The following is a 15,593-nucleotide window of genomic DNA, read 5'->3' as shown; positions in this document are numbered from 1 at the left end:
AACCACCCCTTCCCATCCCGAACAGGACCGTGAAACGACTTTGCGCCGATGATAGTGCGGACTACCCGTGTGAAAGTAGGTCATCGCCAGGCTCTTATACCCAGAACCCCCAGCCCCATAAAGGCTGGGGGTTTTGCTTTGTGGGCTCCCGATTCAGCATACTGCACGTGCGATCGGAATGGTCCGTCGCGCCGTGGCTTCCGGCTCGCGTACCGGCATCGGTGCCGCGACCGGCGTATCCATCAGCTTCCGATACCAGCCGTGGAAATGGCGCATGCCATCTTCCAGCGGGGTCTGGTACGGACCCGCATCTGTCTTTCCTTGTCGATATAGCGCGCGCCGGCCGGCGTCTACGCGCTCGGCAATCTCGTCGTCCTCGATCGCCGTTTCCATATAGGCGGCGCGGTGCGCCTCCACCAGTTCGCGGTCGAACGCGGCCAGCTCCTCCGGGTAATAGAACTCGATGACGTTCATCGTCTCGTGGACACCCTTCGGATATAGCGTCGATAACACCAACGCGTACGGGAAGACCTCGATCATATGGGTCGGATAATAGGTCGCCCAGATCGCACCGAAGTCAGGTACCCGGCCATCGCCGTAAGCGAGCAGTCGCTCATGCCAGGTACGGTACGTGTCGGTGCCTGCGATCTCCAGCGTTGGATGCACGTCGATCCGCTGCACGCTGTACCAATCCCCATATTCCCAGCTCAGTCCCTCGCTATGCACGTAGCGGCCCAGTCCTGGGTGGAAGGGGCCGATGTGATAGTCGTCGTTGTAGATTTCGACGAAGGTCTTCCAGTTGCAGTCGCAACGGTGCATTTCCACGTGGTCGAGCACGTAGTCGCCAAAATCCAGTTCGGGCCGGTCGAACAGGCCGCGCAGGTCTTGCGCGGCGTTGCGCGGGCCCTCGAACAGGAAGCCATTCACGTTCTGGAGTGGAAAGCGCTCCAGGTTCCGGCACGGTTTTTCAGGAAATTGCGGTGCGCCGATCAACTGGCCGCTGCTGTCGTAGGTCCAGCCGTGGAGCGGGCAGACGATGTTGCCGCCGCGCTCGCGCAGGTTACCCTGGCCGTTGCCGGCAGTCGCGCCGGGGCCGTATTGGCCGAGCATGAGCGCCTGCCGATGCCGGCAGACATTCGAGATCAATTCCACGCCATGGTCGGTGCGCACCAGGACGCGTGCGTTGTCCTCATGGCCCAGCGCGCGCCAGTCTCCCGGGTCGGGCACCATGCGGTCGTGGCCGATATAGCTTGAGCTGCGCGGGAAGATGCGTTCCATCTCCATTGCAAAGACGTCTTCATCGCAATAACTTGAAACCGATAACTGCAGGGCCTCCGCTTCGAAATGGGAGGACTGACTCAGATCGGACATGGGTGTTCTCCTTGCACGGATGAGCGCCGCCGCGCATGGCGGACGCATACGAGGAAAAATCAAAAAAAGAGTGAGAGAGGGGACGCGGGCTAGGGCCCGTCGCGGGCAGCGAGTCGTGCCAGGCGCTCGGGTACGCGTTGGCGCGGACAGGTGGCGCACATCTCGCCGTCGGTGCGGCGGTAGTGGAGGCAGCAACCCTTGCGGGCGAGGGCGAGCCGTTCGGCGCCGCTGCCATCGCGGTAGGCGAGGAAACCGCATTCGCCGCCCAGGCCGATGGCCTCGAGCCAGCGTTGTCCCAGCGCATGCATGCGCGGCGCGTCCCAATCGGTTCGCTCGCGCTGCACGCACAGTAAGGCGCCGAGGACGCAATCGGCCAGCAGTCGGCCGGCCGCCTTGACCGGCAGCGGGCCGACGTCACGCCATTGCGCGTGCAGCCGAGTCCAGCCTTCGGCGATCTGGCGGGCGACGCCCCGCAGCCCGTCATCCTCCGCGCCCAGCCGCGGCGTATGCGGCGCGATGCGGAAACCGTGGATGCCGCCCGCCTCGGTGCGCTGGGACAATGCCGACAGATCCGGCGCGCACGCACAGCAATGCACGCCGACTATGCCGAGATACACCGGTTGCCAGATATGCAATCCCCAAGCGCGAAGTGACCAATAGTGCGCCCCGGCTTCGGGGACATGCGCGCCGAGGTGCCGCACCATCGGTGCGATGTCCTCCGCGCGCGCCTCACTCCACGCGCGCCCGCCCCGGCCGCCGCCATCGTCGATTCCGTCGATCTCGCCGATCGTGCCGATCGTGCCGATGGTGCCGTCAAGTCCCGGCACCACACGTGCCGCCGTGGCCAGCAGCGCGTGGAGCCGGTCCGGCGCGGGCGCGAGCATCAGGCGGCCGCCTTGACGTTGGCGGAGCGGGCGCGGCCGGCCACGGGGTTGGGCAGCGACCCCGCCATGGTCAGGCTCGACGCCGGATCCGCCAGGTTCACCATCTGCAGGTTGTTCTTGAGTTGCAGCCGGTTCAGGCACGAGTGCAGGAAGTCCGGCGCGAAGAAGTCGTAGCGCGCAAACTTGTGCTGCAACTCGGGATGCGCCGCCTGGTAGTCGTGCGCGCTGTCGGCCACCACCTGCCAGAAGTCATCCTCGGAACAGCTGCCGCCCTCCACCAGGATCTGCGCCATGTGCCGGAGCACGCCGTCGAACACGTCGATGAAGATGCCGAGCAGCTTGTAGTCCTCGGGCACGTCCACGGCGAGCCGCTGGATGCCTTCCGGCAGCACCGCGTCCTTGTTCAGGATGGCCGACTCCTCGGCGATGTCCTTCATGAACACCCGCGCGACGGTATGCCCCTCCAGCACCAGGATCAGGTTCTCGCAATGCGGCATGAACACGAGGTCGTGCGCATAGAAGCAGTGCATCAGCGGTTCGAGGTAGGCGCGCAGGTACTGGCGCAGCCACGTCCGCGCGGAGAGCCCCGAGCGGCGGATCAGCGCCGGCAGCAGGGCGTCGCCCTGCGGGTCGGTGTGGAGCAGCGCGGCCATCGTCATCAGCCGTTCACCCTCGCGCAGCTTGCCGAGCGGGCTTTCGCGCCAGAGCGCCGACAGCATCTTCTTGTAGGGGCTGTCCGTCTCGAGCGCAGCCTCGTAGTAGCGGTTGCGATAGCCGACCGACGCCACCTCGCGCAGGATGCTGAAACCGTAGCCGCGCAGCGTGGCATCGTCGTTGATCAGCCCGTCCAGGAAGGCGTTGATGGCGGGCGTGCCGGCCATGTAGTACGGCGACAGCCCGCGCATGAAGCCCATGTTCAGCACCGACAGCGAGGTCTTCACATAGCACTTGTCCGGCTGGGAGGCGTTGAAGTACGTGCGCACCGACTGCTGGGCGGTGTACAGGTCGTCGCTGTAGCCGAGCGGGATGATCTTGCGATTGGCTACATCGGCGGCAAACGCGATGCTGAGCTTGTTGAACCACTGCCACGGGTGGGCCGGCATGTAGAGGTAGTCCTCTGGCGCTACATCGGCCTGCGCCAGCGCCTGGCGGAACGCGGCCAGGCGCGCTTCGCCCAGTTCGCTCGCCATGTGGGCCTCGTAGTCCAGCCCGGGAATGCTGGCGAAGTGGGCGTTGTCACGATGCACGGCCAGCCAGATCACGGCGAAGCGCGAGCCGGTCTCCGGGGCGAAGGCGCGGTAGTCCTCGGCATCGAAGCCGAGCCGGCCGTTGTTCGCCACGAAGCCCGGGTGGCCTTCGATCATCGCCCACTCGTAGGTCTGGAAATCCGCGTCGAGCAGGGCCTCTGCGCTCGGCGCCTGCGGGTTGTGCTTGTAGGCGGCGCCGAACAGCGTGCTGCTGATCTCGTCGAGGTAGACCGGCAACTTGTCGGCGGGAATGCCGAGCGTGTGCTTGAAGTCGTTGATGAAGGTCAACGCGTCCAGCGGCACGCTGGCGCCGTCGAGCACGCGCTCGATGCTGGCCGGATCGATGCGCCAGTGGCGCAGGGCCATCGGCTGGCCGTCGAAGGTGTAGTGGCAGTTGGGCGTGTCGGCGTCGATGCGGTAGCGGGTCCAGCCGTCCGCATCGGCCGCGCCTTGCGCCGCCGGCGTGATGACTACCTCGTGCGCGTATTCGGCGATGGCCTTGCGCACGAGCAGGCGGTTCACTTTGGCCCAGACGGCCGGTTCGAGGTGGCTGACCACATGGCGCGGCTCGCGCGTGGTCTGGGCTTGCAACGTGGCGTGGATGGTGGCGTCAAGCGGGGCGTTCATCGGTGAAATCTCCTCGGATGGATCGTTCGAAATCAGGGCGGGTGCAGAAGGCCAGCCAGGCGGTCTTCTGCGGCAGGGTGATCTGGCGGTCGTAGGCGAAGCCCACGGCGCGGTTCAGGGCATGGACCTTGTCGTTGCGCGCATCGGGCTCCACCACCACGCGCTGGGCGCCTAGCGTGTAGAACGTGTGCGCCATGACGTGGCGCAGCACGTCGCGCGTGAAGTGGCGCACCGGTGCGGCCGGCGGCCCGACAAAGAAATGCATGCCGATGTCACTGGCGCGCGGCGCGAAGTGCGTGCCGACGGGCTCGTGCGCGGGGTCGTAGCATTCGATCAGGAACGCCGGCGCCCCCTCGCAGAGGCCCATGTAGGCGCCGCCGTGGCCGCTCGCGAGCAGCTCCGCGTAGAAGCGGCGGGTCTCATCGAGTGTCAGGTCCTGCATGTTCCAGAAGCGCGCGTAGTCCATGGTGAACCAGCGATGGAGCAGGCCGATGTCGTGGTCGAGCGACAGCGCCCGGATCGTCATGGCCGGGTGGAGCGACGGGCGCAACGCGGCGGGAATCGGCTCGGCGCTTCCACGGGTGATGTCCCAGCGGTCAGCTTGCATGGGGCGCTCCGGCAAGTCCGGCGGTACCCGCGGCATCGGTCTGAGGCTGCGCGGCTGGCGCCGCGTGGCGACGATCCACCCCAAAGGTCCAGCGGTCCAGCGCGGCGGTCAGCAGCATGCCGGCGGCGGCCAGCACGAAGGTCACCTCGATGCCGAAGCGGCTCACGATCAGCCCGGCGCCGAACGACGACAGCAGCACCCCCAGGTTCTGGAAGAAGTTGGCGATGCTGAAGTCCTTGGCGTAGGCGTCCGGCGTGCTGACCTTGAACAGCGTCACCTCCAGCTTCACGATGACCTGGAACATCGACCACCCGTACAGGCAGCGTCCGATCAGCACCAGCGCCGGCGACGGCGCCGCCTGCAACAGCAGCCCCACAGTGCCCAGCAGCAGGTTGCCGAGCGTATGGTCGAGCAGCTTGCGGCCGTCCCGCGTGGCCCGCTTGTTGGCGATCAGCGCCCCCAGCGCGACCACGCCCGGAATCGCGAACACCAGCCCTGTCAGCATCTGGTTGTGCATGCCGGAGATGGCTTCCCAGTACACCGAGAAGAACGGGCGGACGAGGTAGGCGCTGAAGTCGAACAGCAGCATCAGCAGGCTCAGGCGCAGGATCAGCCCCAGCGCGCCGCGCCGCGCCGTGCTGGCGGCACTGCCTGCCGCCGGCGGCGGCGCGTCGGTGCCCAGCACGCGCACCACCCGGCCGGTGCGGATCAGGTAGATGCACAGCGCCATCTGCACGAAGTCGCCAGCGGCCATCATCCACAGGCAGGTGCGCGGGCCGAACTGCTGGAGCGCCATCCCGCCCGCCATCGCCCCGAAGATGCCGCCGATATGCACCACCACCGAGAGCAGGCCGATGGTGGCGCCGTGCGTCTCGGCCTTCTCCAGCCGCATCAGGTACGGAAACATCAGCAGGTAGCTGCTCTTGGTCATGAACATCAGCATGGTCAGCACCCAGAAGGCGGTGACCGTCTCCGCCCAGGCGCTCAGGGCGCCGAAGGTGCCGGCTACGAGCTGGGTGTAGACCAGCAGGTGCATGGTTTCCACGCGCCGCGCCACGCGCGCCCAGAGCGGCAGCGTGCACATCACGGCGATGGAGATGGCGGCGATGTAGGCGCCCACGTGCACCGGGCTGGTGATGCCGTAGCGCACTTCGAAGAACTGCGGGTAGAACGCGATCAGGATGGCGTCGCTGATGACGCCGAACGCGGACATGATGACGATGGTGAGTCGCAGGCTCATGGTCTATCCCGCCACCGTGATCAGCTGCGCCAGCGCTGGCTGGGCCGGCATGGGCGTGCCGTTGCCGGGGGCCGGCACGGTTGCCGAAGCTTCCGTCGCCTCGATTCGCTCGAAGCCGCTGTTGGCGCGCGGGGCGAAGTCCTGGAACGTGGTGCGCGCCTCGGCGCGATAGTGGTCCACGCCGGTCAGCGCGTGCAGCAGCCGTGCATTGCGATGGCAGGCCATGCCCAGGTCCGGGTTGGTCAGGCCGTGGCTGTGGAAGCCGGCGTTCTGCACGAAGATCTCGTCGCCATGCACGTCTACCGCGAAGTTGCGCGCCTGCTGGTAGCGGCCACCCGCATCCCAGCGGATGCGCTCGCGAATGCCGTCGATAAAGGCCGGCACGCGATGCGTGTAGCCGGTCGCCATGACCACGCCGTCGGCCACGTGGCGGTAGGCCTCGCCCAGATCCATGTGGCGGAACGTCATCTCGTACTGGCGCGCGGCGGGGTCGAAGTGCATGCCGTCCAGCGCGAGGTTGGTCAGCAGTTGCGTGCGGGCCCCGGCGCGGTGGCGCTTTTCGTCGAGCGTGTCGTAGATCTGGTCGATCAGCGTCTTGTTGATGCCGTTGTAGATGCTGCGCTGGTCCTCCAGCACGCGCGTCTTCACGGATTCGCCCAGGTCGTAGAAGTGGTCGCTGTAGGCCGGCGAGATCAACTCCAGCGTGAGCTTGGCGTTCTCCATCTGGAAGAAGCGCGGCGAGCGGGTCACCCAGTTCAGCGTATAGCCGTGGGTGTCGCAGTCCTTGAGCAGGTCGTGGTAGACCTCGGCGCCGCTCTGCCCGCTGCCGATGACAGTGATGGTGCGGCGCTGCTGGAGCCAGCGCTTGTTGGCGAGGTAGGCGGAGGTGTGGATCGGCGCGTGCTCGCCCGCGCAGCAGGCGGGCAGGTTCGGCGTGCTGCCGATGCCGAGCACAAGCCGCCGCGCGCGATGCCGGAACGGCGTTCCGGTGTGCGTATCGACGCCACTCACCACGTAGCCGGGCAGCGACGGGTCGTGACGGATGTCGAGCACGTCCTGCCGATAGCGCACGTTGGGCAGCTGCCCGGCGGCCCACTTGCAGTAACGGTCGTACTCCTGCCGCGTCAGATAGAAGTTCTCGCGGATGTAGTAGTTGTAGATGCGGCCCTGCTGCTTGCAGTAGTTCAGGTAGCTGAAGCGGCTGGTGGGGTCTGCCATCGACACGAGGTCGGCCAGGAACGGGTTCTGCAACGTCGTGCCGTCCACGAGCATGCCCGTGTGCCAGCCGAACGCTTCCTTCTTCTCGAGGAACAGGCTGCGTACGCCGGGCAGCGGATCGGCCAGGCACGCGAGGCCGAGATTGAACGGGCCCAGTCCGACGCCGATAAAGTCATAAGGATCTTCATTGCTCATGTTTAGCCCTGGTGGATCGCGAAACAGGAAGGCTTCCGCAGTGGAAGGGGGATACCCATCAAGACGAATGGCCTCGTCATTCGTTTAGTTCGGCCATGTCATTCACTTAAAACATGCGGGGCTGTGCGGGCTCGCGTCATCGAAGCCGTGCTACGCGTGCCCGGGCACGCGCGAGGCACGCATGGCGCGTGCACGTGTGGAAGATCGGCAAGCGGAAGGAGAGCGGCGCGCGGCATCCACCGCGCGGCCGCAGAGATCAGCGGGCGACGGTCATCGCGCAGCCGTGCGCTCAGCGCGCGATATTCATCGCGCTGAGGGCGCTGCGCGCATCCTGGAGGATGAAGTTGACCATCGTGGCCGAGATGCCCAGCCGCTCGGCGATGCGTTTCTGCGTCTGGTCTTCGTAGTAGTACTGCACCACCGCGTCGCGCGTGCGCGAGGGCAGGCGCCGCATCGCGTCACGCAGGCAGGTGGTCTGCTCATGTGCCATGGCGATGCAGTCCGGCGAGTTGGTGTCGAGCGGTGCGTCCTGCTCTGGCACATCGCCGATGAATAGCCGCTTCTCCAATTGTTGGCGCCGGTAGCTATCCAGCGCGAGATTGCGCACCACCCGGCTGATGTAGCTGGCCTCGCTGCGCAAGGCTTCGGGGCAGGGGTCCTGACAGAGCTTGAGAAACGCGTCGTGCAATACGTCCTCGGCCAGGCAGGGGCAGCCCAGGATGCGGGTGGCAGCGTGAAGCAGGTTGCGCCGTTGCGTGATGAAGGTGTGGAAAACCGTGCCGGATGGATCGTGCGCAGGGGGCGTGTCAGCGCGGGCAGGGGGCGTGCGATCGTCGATCACTGTCATGTGAACTCCATGGGAAGGGCCATGCGTTCCCCGCAGCGGGGATGTACCGTTTTCAACGAGGCGCCCATCCTAAAGTAAATGCGAATCGTTCTTATTAATGACCGCGCCGCACAAGTGGTCACTGAGGACGAAAGCTGAACACAGACTTAAATGACGTGATATGCGAGGAAGATACGTCTTGTTACACGCACGATGGCGACAGCACGCCAGTGCAGGCCTTACCCATCGGTTGTAATTCCGGAGCGCTCCCTAGCCGGCACGCGGCCCCCAGGGCGCCCGGCACCGCACGTGCGGGACCGGCACGGCTTTCGCTACCTCATGAAGGGAAGCGGTGGTGATTTCCTCCCGCCGCAATCGATTTGCCATGTGGAGGTAAGCCATGAAGACGATGAAGACGATGCGAGCCAGCAGGGTGTTGGCCGCCGGGGCGCTGGCGCTAATGTCGGTGTCGGCGCTCGCGCAGATGACGCCGGGCCCGCGTGACCCCTACACGCAGGGCGGTGTTACGTCCACGCCGGTCGACCCCTCGACCAGCGGCGCGCGCGCGGGCGACAAGTTCGACCCGTACTCGCAGGGCGCGGCGCAACCGACGCGACAGGATCTGGCTCCGCAGCAACAGCAGCAGATGCAGATGCCTTCGCAAAAGTACGATCTGGTGCCGGGCGCGACGACCACGATCAATCGCAGCTATGGCAGCGCCGCCTATCAGGGCGACATGCGCTGGACCACGCCGAATCTTGGCCGGCCCATCGGCGAGCGGAATCGCTATCTTGATGGCGCCTGATCGTTGATCAGACCCCAATAAGAAACGCCCCCGGTAAAACGGGGGCGTTTCTTATTGAGGCGGCAAGGCGCAGTCGGATGCGTGAGCGTCACAAAAGTGCGCCATAATCCACTGAAGGCCGCTATCGGTACTCACCCGCCGTGTATTTCAGTGCATTACACGGCAAGTCCTGTCATCCAGATTCTTCTTCAAGCTGGTACGATGACGCGCATCTCGTCATTCGGCTATGGAACTAGTTGCAATCCCATTGGCCGAATGCTGCATTGCATCACGACGGCGACGGCTTCCCTGGAGGAGACGGTTGTCTTTACCCTGATACAAAGGGTGCCGCCGTGCGGTGCAGACATTACCGTGGCAATGCGCCGCCAGCAGGCATCGGGAAAACCGATTATTGTGGCGGCCGGCAAGACGTAGCGCGACGTTCAGATCGACGCACGGGCTGGCGCGAAGCACGGTGAACCGGACAAGCGAAGGAACGTGCAGGACATTTCAGAATACGGGGAGCAGGGCGGTTCCACGAACCCCCTGCGGCCGGACACGCGCGCGCGGCGCGGCCGGTCTTGTGTTTTCCTCCAGGCCAGCAAATGGCGAAAGCAGGGGCCCATGGCGACAATCCGCTGAACCCGACGACCGAATTTCGTGCCGGCGACCCGGCACGCCACTTGCGTCCACGCGCTGCGCCGTGGCGCCCGCCTGGTCTACGGGGCCAGGCCACAACATTCCGTTTCATCCTCGAGGAAATCGCTATGCAAGCAATGCGCGCCAGGCGTGCTTTGATTCCGGGCATGCTGGCCATCGCCGTCACGGTCCTTGCCGCCTGCGGCAAGGAAAACAAGCCGCCCGCAGCCCAGACGCCGGAAGTAAAGGTCGTGACGCTGAAGGACGAGACCGTGACACTCGACTCGTCGCTGCCCGGCCGGACCACGGCCTTCCGGATCGCCGAAGTCCGCCCGCAGGTGGACGGCATCATCCTGAAGCGGCTGTTCGTGGAAGGCTCCGACGTCAAGCAGGGCCAGCAGCTGTACCAGATCGACCCGGCTACCTACGAAGCCACGGCCAAGAGCGCCGATGCCACGCTGGCGTCGTCGCGCCTGCTCGCGGAGCGCTACGGGCGCCTGGTGGGCGAGGAAGCGGTCAGCAAGCAGCAGCACGACGAAGCCAAGGCTGCCTACCTGCAGGCCCAGTCGACGGCGGACCGTGCCCATATCAACCTGCGCTACACCAAGGTGCTGTCCCCGATTTCGGGCCGCATCGGCCGCTCGGTGGTCACCGAGGGGGCGCTGGTCACCAATGGCCAGGCCACCGCGCTGACCACCGTGCAGCAGCTGGACCCCATCTACGTGGATGTGACGCAACCGTCCACCACGCTGCTGCGGCTGCGGCGCGAACTGGCCGACGGCCGGCTCCAGGCCGCCGGCGCCAACGCTGCCAAGGTGATGCTGATGCTCGAGGATGGCAGCACCTATAAGGAAGCAGGCCGGCTGGAGTTCTCCGAAGTGTCCGTGGACCCGAGCACCGGCTCGGTCACGCTGCGCGCGGTGTTCCCGAACCCGCGCCACGAACTGCTCCCGGGCATGTTCGTGCACGCGCGGCTGGCCGAAGGCGTGAAGACCTCGGCCATCCTGGCGCCGCAGCGCGGCGTCACGCGTGACCTCAAGGGCCAGGCCACCTCGCTGGTGGTGAACGCCAACAATGAAGTCGAGCAGCGCGTGCTGAAGACCGACCGGACCATTGGCGACAAGTGGCTGGTCACGGACGGCCTGAAAGCCGGCGACCGGGTCATCGTGGAAGGCCTCCAGTTCGTGCGCCCCGGCGCCAAGGTCAAGGCCACCGAGGCCAGCGCCACCGCCACCGCCGCTACGGCCCCCAATGCCGCCTCGGCCCCGGCCGCCGCTTCCGCGCCCGGCGCGGCCAAGTCCTGACCGGGACCGACGCATGAGGAATCGCCATGTCTAATTTCTTCATCGACCGGCCGATCTTTGCCTGGGTGATCGCGCTGGTCATCATGCTGGCAGGGGGGTTGGCCATCCGGTCGCTGCCTATCAACCAGTACCCGGCCATCGCCCCGCCGACCATCGCCATTTCGGTGAACTACCCGGGTGCGTCCGCGCAGACCGTGCAGGACACCGTGGTGCAGGTCATCGAACAGCAGATGAACGGGCTGGACAAGCTGCGCTACATCTCGTCGGAGTCGAACTCCGACGGCAGCATGACCATCACCGTGACGTTCGAGCAGGGCACCAGCCCGGACATCGCCCAGGTGCAGGTCCAGAACAAGCTCGCCCTGGCCACGCCGCTCCTGCCGCAGGAAGTGCAGCAGCAGGGTATTCGCGTGACCAAGTCCGTGCGGAACTTCCTGGTCATCGTCGGCCTGGTGTCGACCGACCCCAGCCAGACGCGGGAGGATCTGTCGAACTACATCGTCTCGAACCTCCAGGATCCGATCTCGCGGACCGCTGGCGTGGGTGACTTCCAGGTGTTCGGCTCGCAGTACGCCATGCGCATCTGGCTGGACCCGGCCAAGCTCAACAGCTACCAGCTGGCGCCGCTGGACGTGAGCACTGCCATCAAGGCGCAGAACGTGCAGGTGGCCTCCGGCCAGCTGGGCGGCCTGCCGGCCGTGCGCGGGCAGCAGCTCAATGCGTCGGTGATCGGCAAGACCCGTCTCCAGACCGCCGAGCAGTTCGGCAACATCCTGCTGAAGGTCAATCCGGACGGCTCGCAGGTGCGCCTCAAGGACGTGGCCGACGTGGGCCTGGGTGGCCAGGACTACAACATCAACGCGCAGTACAACGGCCGCCCGGCTTCGGGTATCGCCATCCGGCTGGCCTCGGGCGCCAACGCGCTGGATACGGTGAAGGCCATCCGCGCCACGCTGAACCAGCTCGAGCCGTCGTTCCCGGCGGGCATGCAGGTGGTGTTCCCGTACGACACGACGCCAGTCATCGCCGATTCGATCCACGAAGTGGTGAAGACGCTGCTCGAAGCCATCGTGCTCGTGTTCCTGGTGATGTACCTGTTCCTGCAGAACTTCCGCGCCACGCTGATCCCGACGATCGCCGTGCCGGTGGTGCTGCTGGGCACGTTTGGCGTGCTGGCGGCGTTCGGCTACTCGATCAACACCCTGACGATGTTCGGCATGGTGCTGGCCATCGGCCTGCTGGTGGACGATGCCATCGTGGTGGTGGAGAACGTCGAGCGGGTGATGTCCGAGGAGGGGCTGGGGCCGAAGGAGGCCGCCCGGAAGTCGATGGGGCAGATCCAGGGCGCACTGGTCGGCATCGCGCTGGTGCTGTCGGCGGTGTTCCTGCCGATGGCGTTCTTCGGCGGCTCCACGGGCGTGATCTACCGCCAGTTCTCGATCACGATCGTCTCGGCGATGGTGCTCTCGGTGCTGGTGGCGCTGATCTTGACCCCGGCGCTGTGCGCGACCATGCTCAAGCCGATCGAGAAGGGCGACCACGGCGAGCACAAGAAGGGCTTCTTCGGCTGGTTCAACCGCAGCTTCATCCGCTCCACGCAGCGCTATGAGCGCAGCGTGGTCGGCATCCTGAAGCGGCGCGTGCCCTACCTGATCATCTACGTGCTGATCGTGGCGGGCATGGCCTTCCTGTTCACGCGCATCCCCACCTCGTTCCTGCCGGAAGAAGACCAGGGCGTGCTCTACGCCCAGGTGCAGACCCCGGCCGGCGCCACGGCGGAGCGCACGCAGGCGGTGCTCGACCAGATGCGGAACTACCTGCTCAATGACGAGGGCAAGATCGTCAGCTCGCTCTTCACCGTGAACGGCTTCAACTTCGCCGGCCGCGGCCAGAGTTCGGGCCTGGCGTTCATCCTGCTCAAGCCGTTCAAGGAGCGCGAGGGCGACGCCACCAGCGTGTTCGACCTCACCAAGCGCGCCCAGGCCAAGTTCAGCACCTTCCGGGACTCGCTGGCCTTCGCCTTTGCGCCGCCGGCGGTGCAGGAGCTGGGCAACGCCACCGGCTTCGACTTCTACATGCAGGACCAGGCCGGTCTGGGGCATGACGCGCTGATGGAAGCCCGCAACAAGTTCCTGTCGCTGGCCGCCAAGGACCCGGCGCTGCAACGCGTGCGCCCGAACGGGCTGAACGACGAGCCGCAGTACCAGCTAGAGATCGACGACGAGCGCGCCCGCGCGCAAGGCGTGTCGCTGGCGGACATCAACAGCACCATCTCCATCGCCTGGGGCTCCAGCTACGTGAACGACTTCATCGACCGTGGTCGCGTGAAGCGCGTCTACCTGCAGGGTCGCCCCAACGCGCGCATGAATCCGGAGGATCTGGACAAGTGGTTCGTGCGTAACGACAAGGGCGACATGGTGGCGTTCTCGACCTTCGCCACCGGCAAGTGGGGCTATGGCTCGCCCAAGCTCCAGCGCTACAACGGCGTGCCGGCGGTGGAAATCCTGGGCGAACCGGCGGCGGGCAAGAGCTCCGGCGAGGCCATGGCGGCGGTGGAGGCCATCATGAAGCAGATGCCGCAGGGCATTGCCTACTCGTGGACCGGCCTGTCGTACGAAGAGCGGCTGTCGGGCTCGCAGGCGCCGGCGCTCTACGCGCTGTCCCTGCTGGTGGTGTTCCTGTGCCTCGCCGCGCTGTATGAAAGCTGGGCGATTCCGTTCTCGGTGATGCTGGTGGTGCCGCTCGGCGTGGTCGGCGCGCTGCTGGCGACGATCGGCCGGGGCTTGTCCAACGACGTGTTCTTCCAGGTCGGCCTGCTGACGACCATCGGCCTGTCCGCCAAGAACGCGATCCTGATCGTGGAATTCGCCAAGGAACTGCACGAGCAGGGCAAGAGCCTGGTCGATGCGGCCGTGGAGGCGTGCCGGATGCGCCTGCGGCCGATCATCATGACCTCGCTCGCGTTCATTCTCGGCGTGTTCCCGCTGGCGGTGTCGCAAGGCGCCGGCTCGGGCAGCCAGCACGCCATCGGTACCGGCGTGATCGGCGGCATGCTCACGGCCACGGTGCTGGCCATCTTCTGGGTGCCGCTGTTCTTCGTGGTGGTGAACGCGCTCAAGGAGCGCCGCGAGAAGCACGATTCCTCCTCCCTCGAAAAGGAGGCCAAAGCATGAGACAAACGCTAATCAGCATGGCCGTCGCCGCTAGCGCGGCGCTCGCGGGGTGCAGCCTGATCCCGACCTACGAGCGTCCGGCGGCGCCGGTGGAAGCCGCCTATCCGCAGGGCGAAGCCTACCCGGCCGCCAACGGCGCCGGCCAGGTGCCACCGGCCGCGGAACTGGGCTGGCGCGACTACTTCGCCGATCCGCGCCTGCAGCGGCTGATCGACGTCGCGCTGCAGAACAACCGCAACCTGCGCGTGGCGGCCCTGAACGTGGAGGCGTACCGCGCGCAGTACCGCATCCAGCGCGCGGACCTGTTCCCGCAGGTGGGCGTGGCGGCGCAGGGCACGCGGCAGCGCGTGCCGGCCGACCTCTCCAGCACGGGCCAGCGGGTCATCAGCAGTTCGTATGGCGTGTCGCTGGGCACCACCGTGTGGGAAATCGACCTGTTCGGCCGGCTGCGCAGCCTGAGCCAGGCAGCGCTGGAGCAGTACTTCGCCAGCGACGAAGCCCAGCGCAGCACGCATATCGCGCTGGTGGCCAGCGTCGCCAACGCCTACCTGACGCTGCGCGCCGACGAGGCGCAGCTGAAGCTGACGCGCGAGACGCTGGTGACCTACGAGCGGACCTACAACCTCACGCGCCGCAGCTACGAGGAAGGCATTTCCTCGCGGCTGGACCTGCGCCAGTCGCAGACCCAGGTGGAAAACGCCCGGGCCTCGCTGAGCCGCTATACGCGGCTGGTGGCGCAGGACACCAATGCGCTGACGCTGCTCCTCGGCGCGAGCCTGCCGGCGGACCTGCCCGAAGGGCTGCCGCTGGATGGCAAGCTGGTGGCGGACGTGCCGGCGGGTTTGCCGTCTGACCTGCTCCAGAACCGCCCGGACATCCTCGCCGCCGAGCACCGCCTGCTGTCGGCCAACGCCGATATCGGCGCGGCGCGCGCGGCGTTCTTCCCGAGCATCTCGCTGACCGCCTCGGCGGGCACGGCGAGCCGCCAGTTGTCGGGGCTGTTCGATGCTGGTTCGGGCACGTGGCTGTTCTCGCCGCAGATCAACTTGCCGATCTTCACGGCGGGCAGCCTGAGCGCCAGCCTGGATTACGCGCGGATCCAGAAGGACATCAACGTGGCGACGTACGAGCAGACCGTGCAGTCGGCCTTCCGCGAAGTGGCGGACGGGCTGGCGGCGCGCGGCACGTACACGGAGCAGCTCCAGGCGCAGGTGCGCCTGGTCGAGGCGAGCCGGGACTACTTCCAGCTCGCCGAGGGTCGTTATCGTACCGGGGTGGACAACTACCTGACGCTGCTCGACGCACAACGCCAGTTGTACGCGCAGCAACAGGTGCTGATCGACTCGCGCCTCAACCAGCTGACCAGCGAGGTCAACCTGTACAAGGCGCTGGGCGGTGGGTGGAACGAGGTGACGGCGCAGGCGAAGGGCGGCTGAAGACGTTCTCCCCTCTCCTGCTTGCGGGAGAGGGGAGCCCAA

Annotated in this window: 12 protein-coding genes and 1 rRNA gene; 6 read left to right on the top strand and 7 right to left on the bottom strand. The window is 66.3% G+C overall.

What is annotated here, in order from left to right; genetic code table 11:
- Nucleotides 1–92, top strand: a 5S ribosomal RNA gene (rrf, locus tag AC1DP9_RS10665); the annotation flags it as partial.
- A gap of 61 nt (nucleotides 93–153) precedes the next feature.
- On the opposite strand, the gene AC1DP9_RS10660 is transcribed toward rrf, so the two are convergent.
- From AC1DP9_RS10660 to AC1DP9_RS10630, 7 genes are all read right to left on the bottom strand, one after another.
- The gene (locus AC1DP9_RS10660; protein ID WP_477107306.1) at nucleotides 154–1,371 is read right to left on the bottom strand and encodes an aromatic ring-hydroxylating oxygenase subunit alpha; all 1,218 of its coding nucleotides are present in this window, start codon (nucleotides 1,369–1,371) and stop codon (nucleotides 154–156) included.
- A gap of 89 nt (nucleotides 1,372–1,460) precedes the next feature.
- A complete protein-coding gene (locus AC1DP9_RS10655) occupies nucleotides 1,461–2,255 on the bottom strand; it encodes a siderophore ferric iron reductase (RefSeq protein ID WP_477107305.1) in 795 nt (264 codons plus the stop codon).
- Nucleotides 2,255–4,093 (bottom strand): IucA/IucC family protein, encoded by a 1,839-nt coding sequence (locus tag AC1DP9_RS10650; RefSeq protein WP_477107315.1) that lies wholly within the window; start codon nucleotides 4,091–4,093, stop codon nucleotides 2,255–2,257. Before AC1DP9_RS10650 ends, AC1DP9_RS10655 begins: the two co-directional genes overlap by 1 nt.
- A 19-nt stretch (nucleotides 4,094–4,112) precedes the next feature.
- Complete coding sequence (locus tag AC1DP9_RS10645) at nucleotides 4,113–4,736, bottom strand: GNAT family N-acetyltransferase (RefSeq protein ID WP_477107304.1); 624 nt, start codon at nucleotides 4,734–4,736, stop codon at nucleotides 4,113–4,115.
- Nucleotides 4,726–5,976 (bottom strand): MFS transporter, encoded by a 1,251-nt coding sequence (locus AC1DP9_RS10640; RefSeq protein ID WP_477107303.1) that lies wholly within the window; start codon nucleotides 5,974–5,976, stop codon nucleotides 4,726–4,728. Before AC1DP9_RS10640 ends, AC1DP9_RS10645 begins: the two co-directional genes overlap by 11 nt.
- Nucleotides 5,977–5,979: 3 nt before the next feature.
- Nucleotides 5,980–7,389 carry a lysine N(6)-hydroxylase/L-ornithine N(5)-oxygenase family protein gene (locus tag AC1DP9_RS10635; protein ID WP_092294417.1) on the bottom strand — a complete coding sequence of 470 codons (1,410 nt, stop codon included), beginning with the start codon at nucleotides 7,387–7,389 and terminating at the stop codon, nucleotides 5,980–5,982.
- A gap of 289 nt (nucleotides 7,390–7,678) precedes the next feature.
- Entirely contained in the window at nucleotides 7,679–8,236 is a 558-nt protein-coding gene (locus AC1DP9_RS10630) for a sigma-70 family RNA polymerase sigma factor (RefSeq protein WP_441643796.1), read from the bottom strand.
- A gap of 379 nt (nucleotides 8,237–8,615) precedes the next feature.
- Here AC1DP9_RS10630 and AC1DP9_RS10625 point away from each other — a divergent pair, with 379 nt between their 5' ends.
- The 5 genes from AC1DP9_RS10625 (at nucleotide 8,616) to AC1DP9_RS10605 (ending at nucleotide 15,551) form a co-directional block, all read left to right on the top strand.
- Nucleotides 8,616–9,020 carry an endonuclease gene (locus AC1DP9_RS10625; RefSeq protein ID WP_477107302.1) on the top strand — a complete coding sequence of 135 codons (405 nt, stop codon included), beginning with the start codon at nucleotides 8,616–8,618 and terminating at the stop codon, nucleotides 9,018–9,020.
- Between the two features lie 81 nt (nucleotides 9,021–9,101).
- Nucleotides 9,102–9,434 (top strand): hypothetical protein, encoded by a 333-nt coding sequence (locus AC1DP9_RS10620; protein WP_477107301.1) that lies wholly within the window; start codon nucleotides 9,102–9,104, stop codon nucleotides 9,432–9,434.
- Between the two features lie 332 nt (nucleotides 9,435–9,766).
- Complete coding sequence (locus AC1DP9_RS10615) at nucleotides 9,767–10,942, top strand: efflux RND transporter periplasmic adaptor subunit (protein WP_477107300.1); 1,176 nt, start codon at nucleotides 9,767–9,769, stop codon at nucleotides 10,940–10,942.
- 26 nt (nucleotides 10,943–10,968) lie between these two features.
- Nucleotides 10,969–14,115: an efflux RND transporter permease subunit gene (locus tag AC1DP9_RS10610; protein WP_477107299.1), complete on the top strand. Its 3,147-nt coding sequence runs from the start codon at nucleotides 10,969–10,971 to the stop codon at nucleotides 14,113–14,115.
- A complete protein-coding gene (locus AC1DP9_RS10605; RefSeq protein ID WP_441593694.1) occupies nucleotides 14,112–15,551 on the top strand; it encodes an AdeC/AdeK/OprM family multidrug efflux complex outer membrane factor in 1,440 nt (479 codons plus the stop codon). The genes AC1DP9_RS10610 and AC1DP9_RS10605 overlap by 4 nt, the downstream gene beginning before the upstream one ends.
- The last annotated feature ends 42 nt before the right edge of the window (nucleotides 15,552–15,593 follow it).

The sequence above is a fragment of the Cupriavidus sp. 01L43 genome (genome assembly GCF_056399925.1).
Note: the sequence above shows the minus strand (reverse complement) of the source record. Positions and strands in the feature narration are given on the sequence as shown.

Coding starts and splice junctions, on each gene's coding strand:
- AC1DP9_RS10630 (WP_441643796.1), bottom strand. CDS start 8,236: ATGACAGTGATCGACGATCGCACGCCCCCTGCCCGCGCTGACACGCCC.
- AC1DP9_RS10655 (WP_477107305.1), bottom strand. CDS start 2,255: ATGCTCGCGCCCGCGCCGGACCGGCTCCACGCGCTGCTGGCCACGGCG.
- AC1DP9_RS10645 (WP_477107304.1), bottom strand. CDS start 4,736: ATGCAAGCTGACCGCTGGGACATCACCCGTGGAAGCGCCGAGCCGATT.
- AC1DP9_RS10660 (WP_477107306.1), bottom strand. CDS start 1,371: ATGTCCGATCTGAGTCAGTCCTCCCATTTCGAAGCGGAGGCCCTGCAG.
- AC1DP9_RS10635 (WP_092294417.1), bottom strand. CDS start 7,389: ATGAGCAATGAAGATCCTTATGACTTTATCGGCGTCGGACTGGGCCCG.
- AC1DP9_RS10615 (WP_477107300.1), top strand. CDS start 9,767: ATGCAAGCAATGCGCGCCAGGCGTGCTTTGATTCCGGGCATGCTGGCC.
- AC1DP9_RS10605 (WP_441593694.1), top strand. CDS start 14,112: ATGAGACAAACGCTAATCAGCATGGCCGTCGCCGCTAGCGCGGCGCTC.
- AC1DP9_RS10625 (WP_477107302.1), top strand. CDS start 8,616: ATGAAGACGATGAAGACGATGCGAGCCAGCAGGGTGTTGGCCGCCGGG.
- AC1DP9_RS10640 (WP_477107303.1), bottom strand. CDS start 5,976: ATGAGCCTGCGACTCACCATCGTCATCATGTCCGCGTTCGGCGTCATC.
- AC1DP9_RS10610 (WP_477107299.1), top strand. CDS start 10,969: ATGTCTAATTTCTTCATCGACCGGCCGATCTTTGCCTGGGTGATCGCG.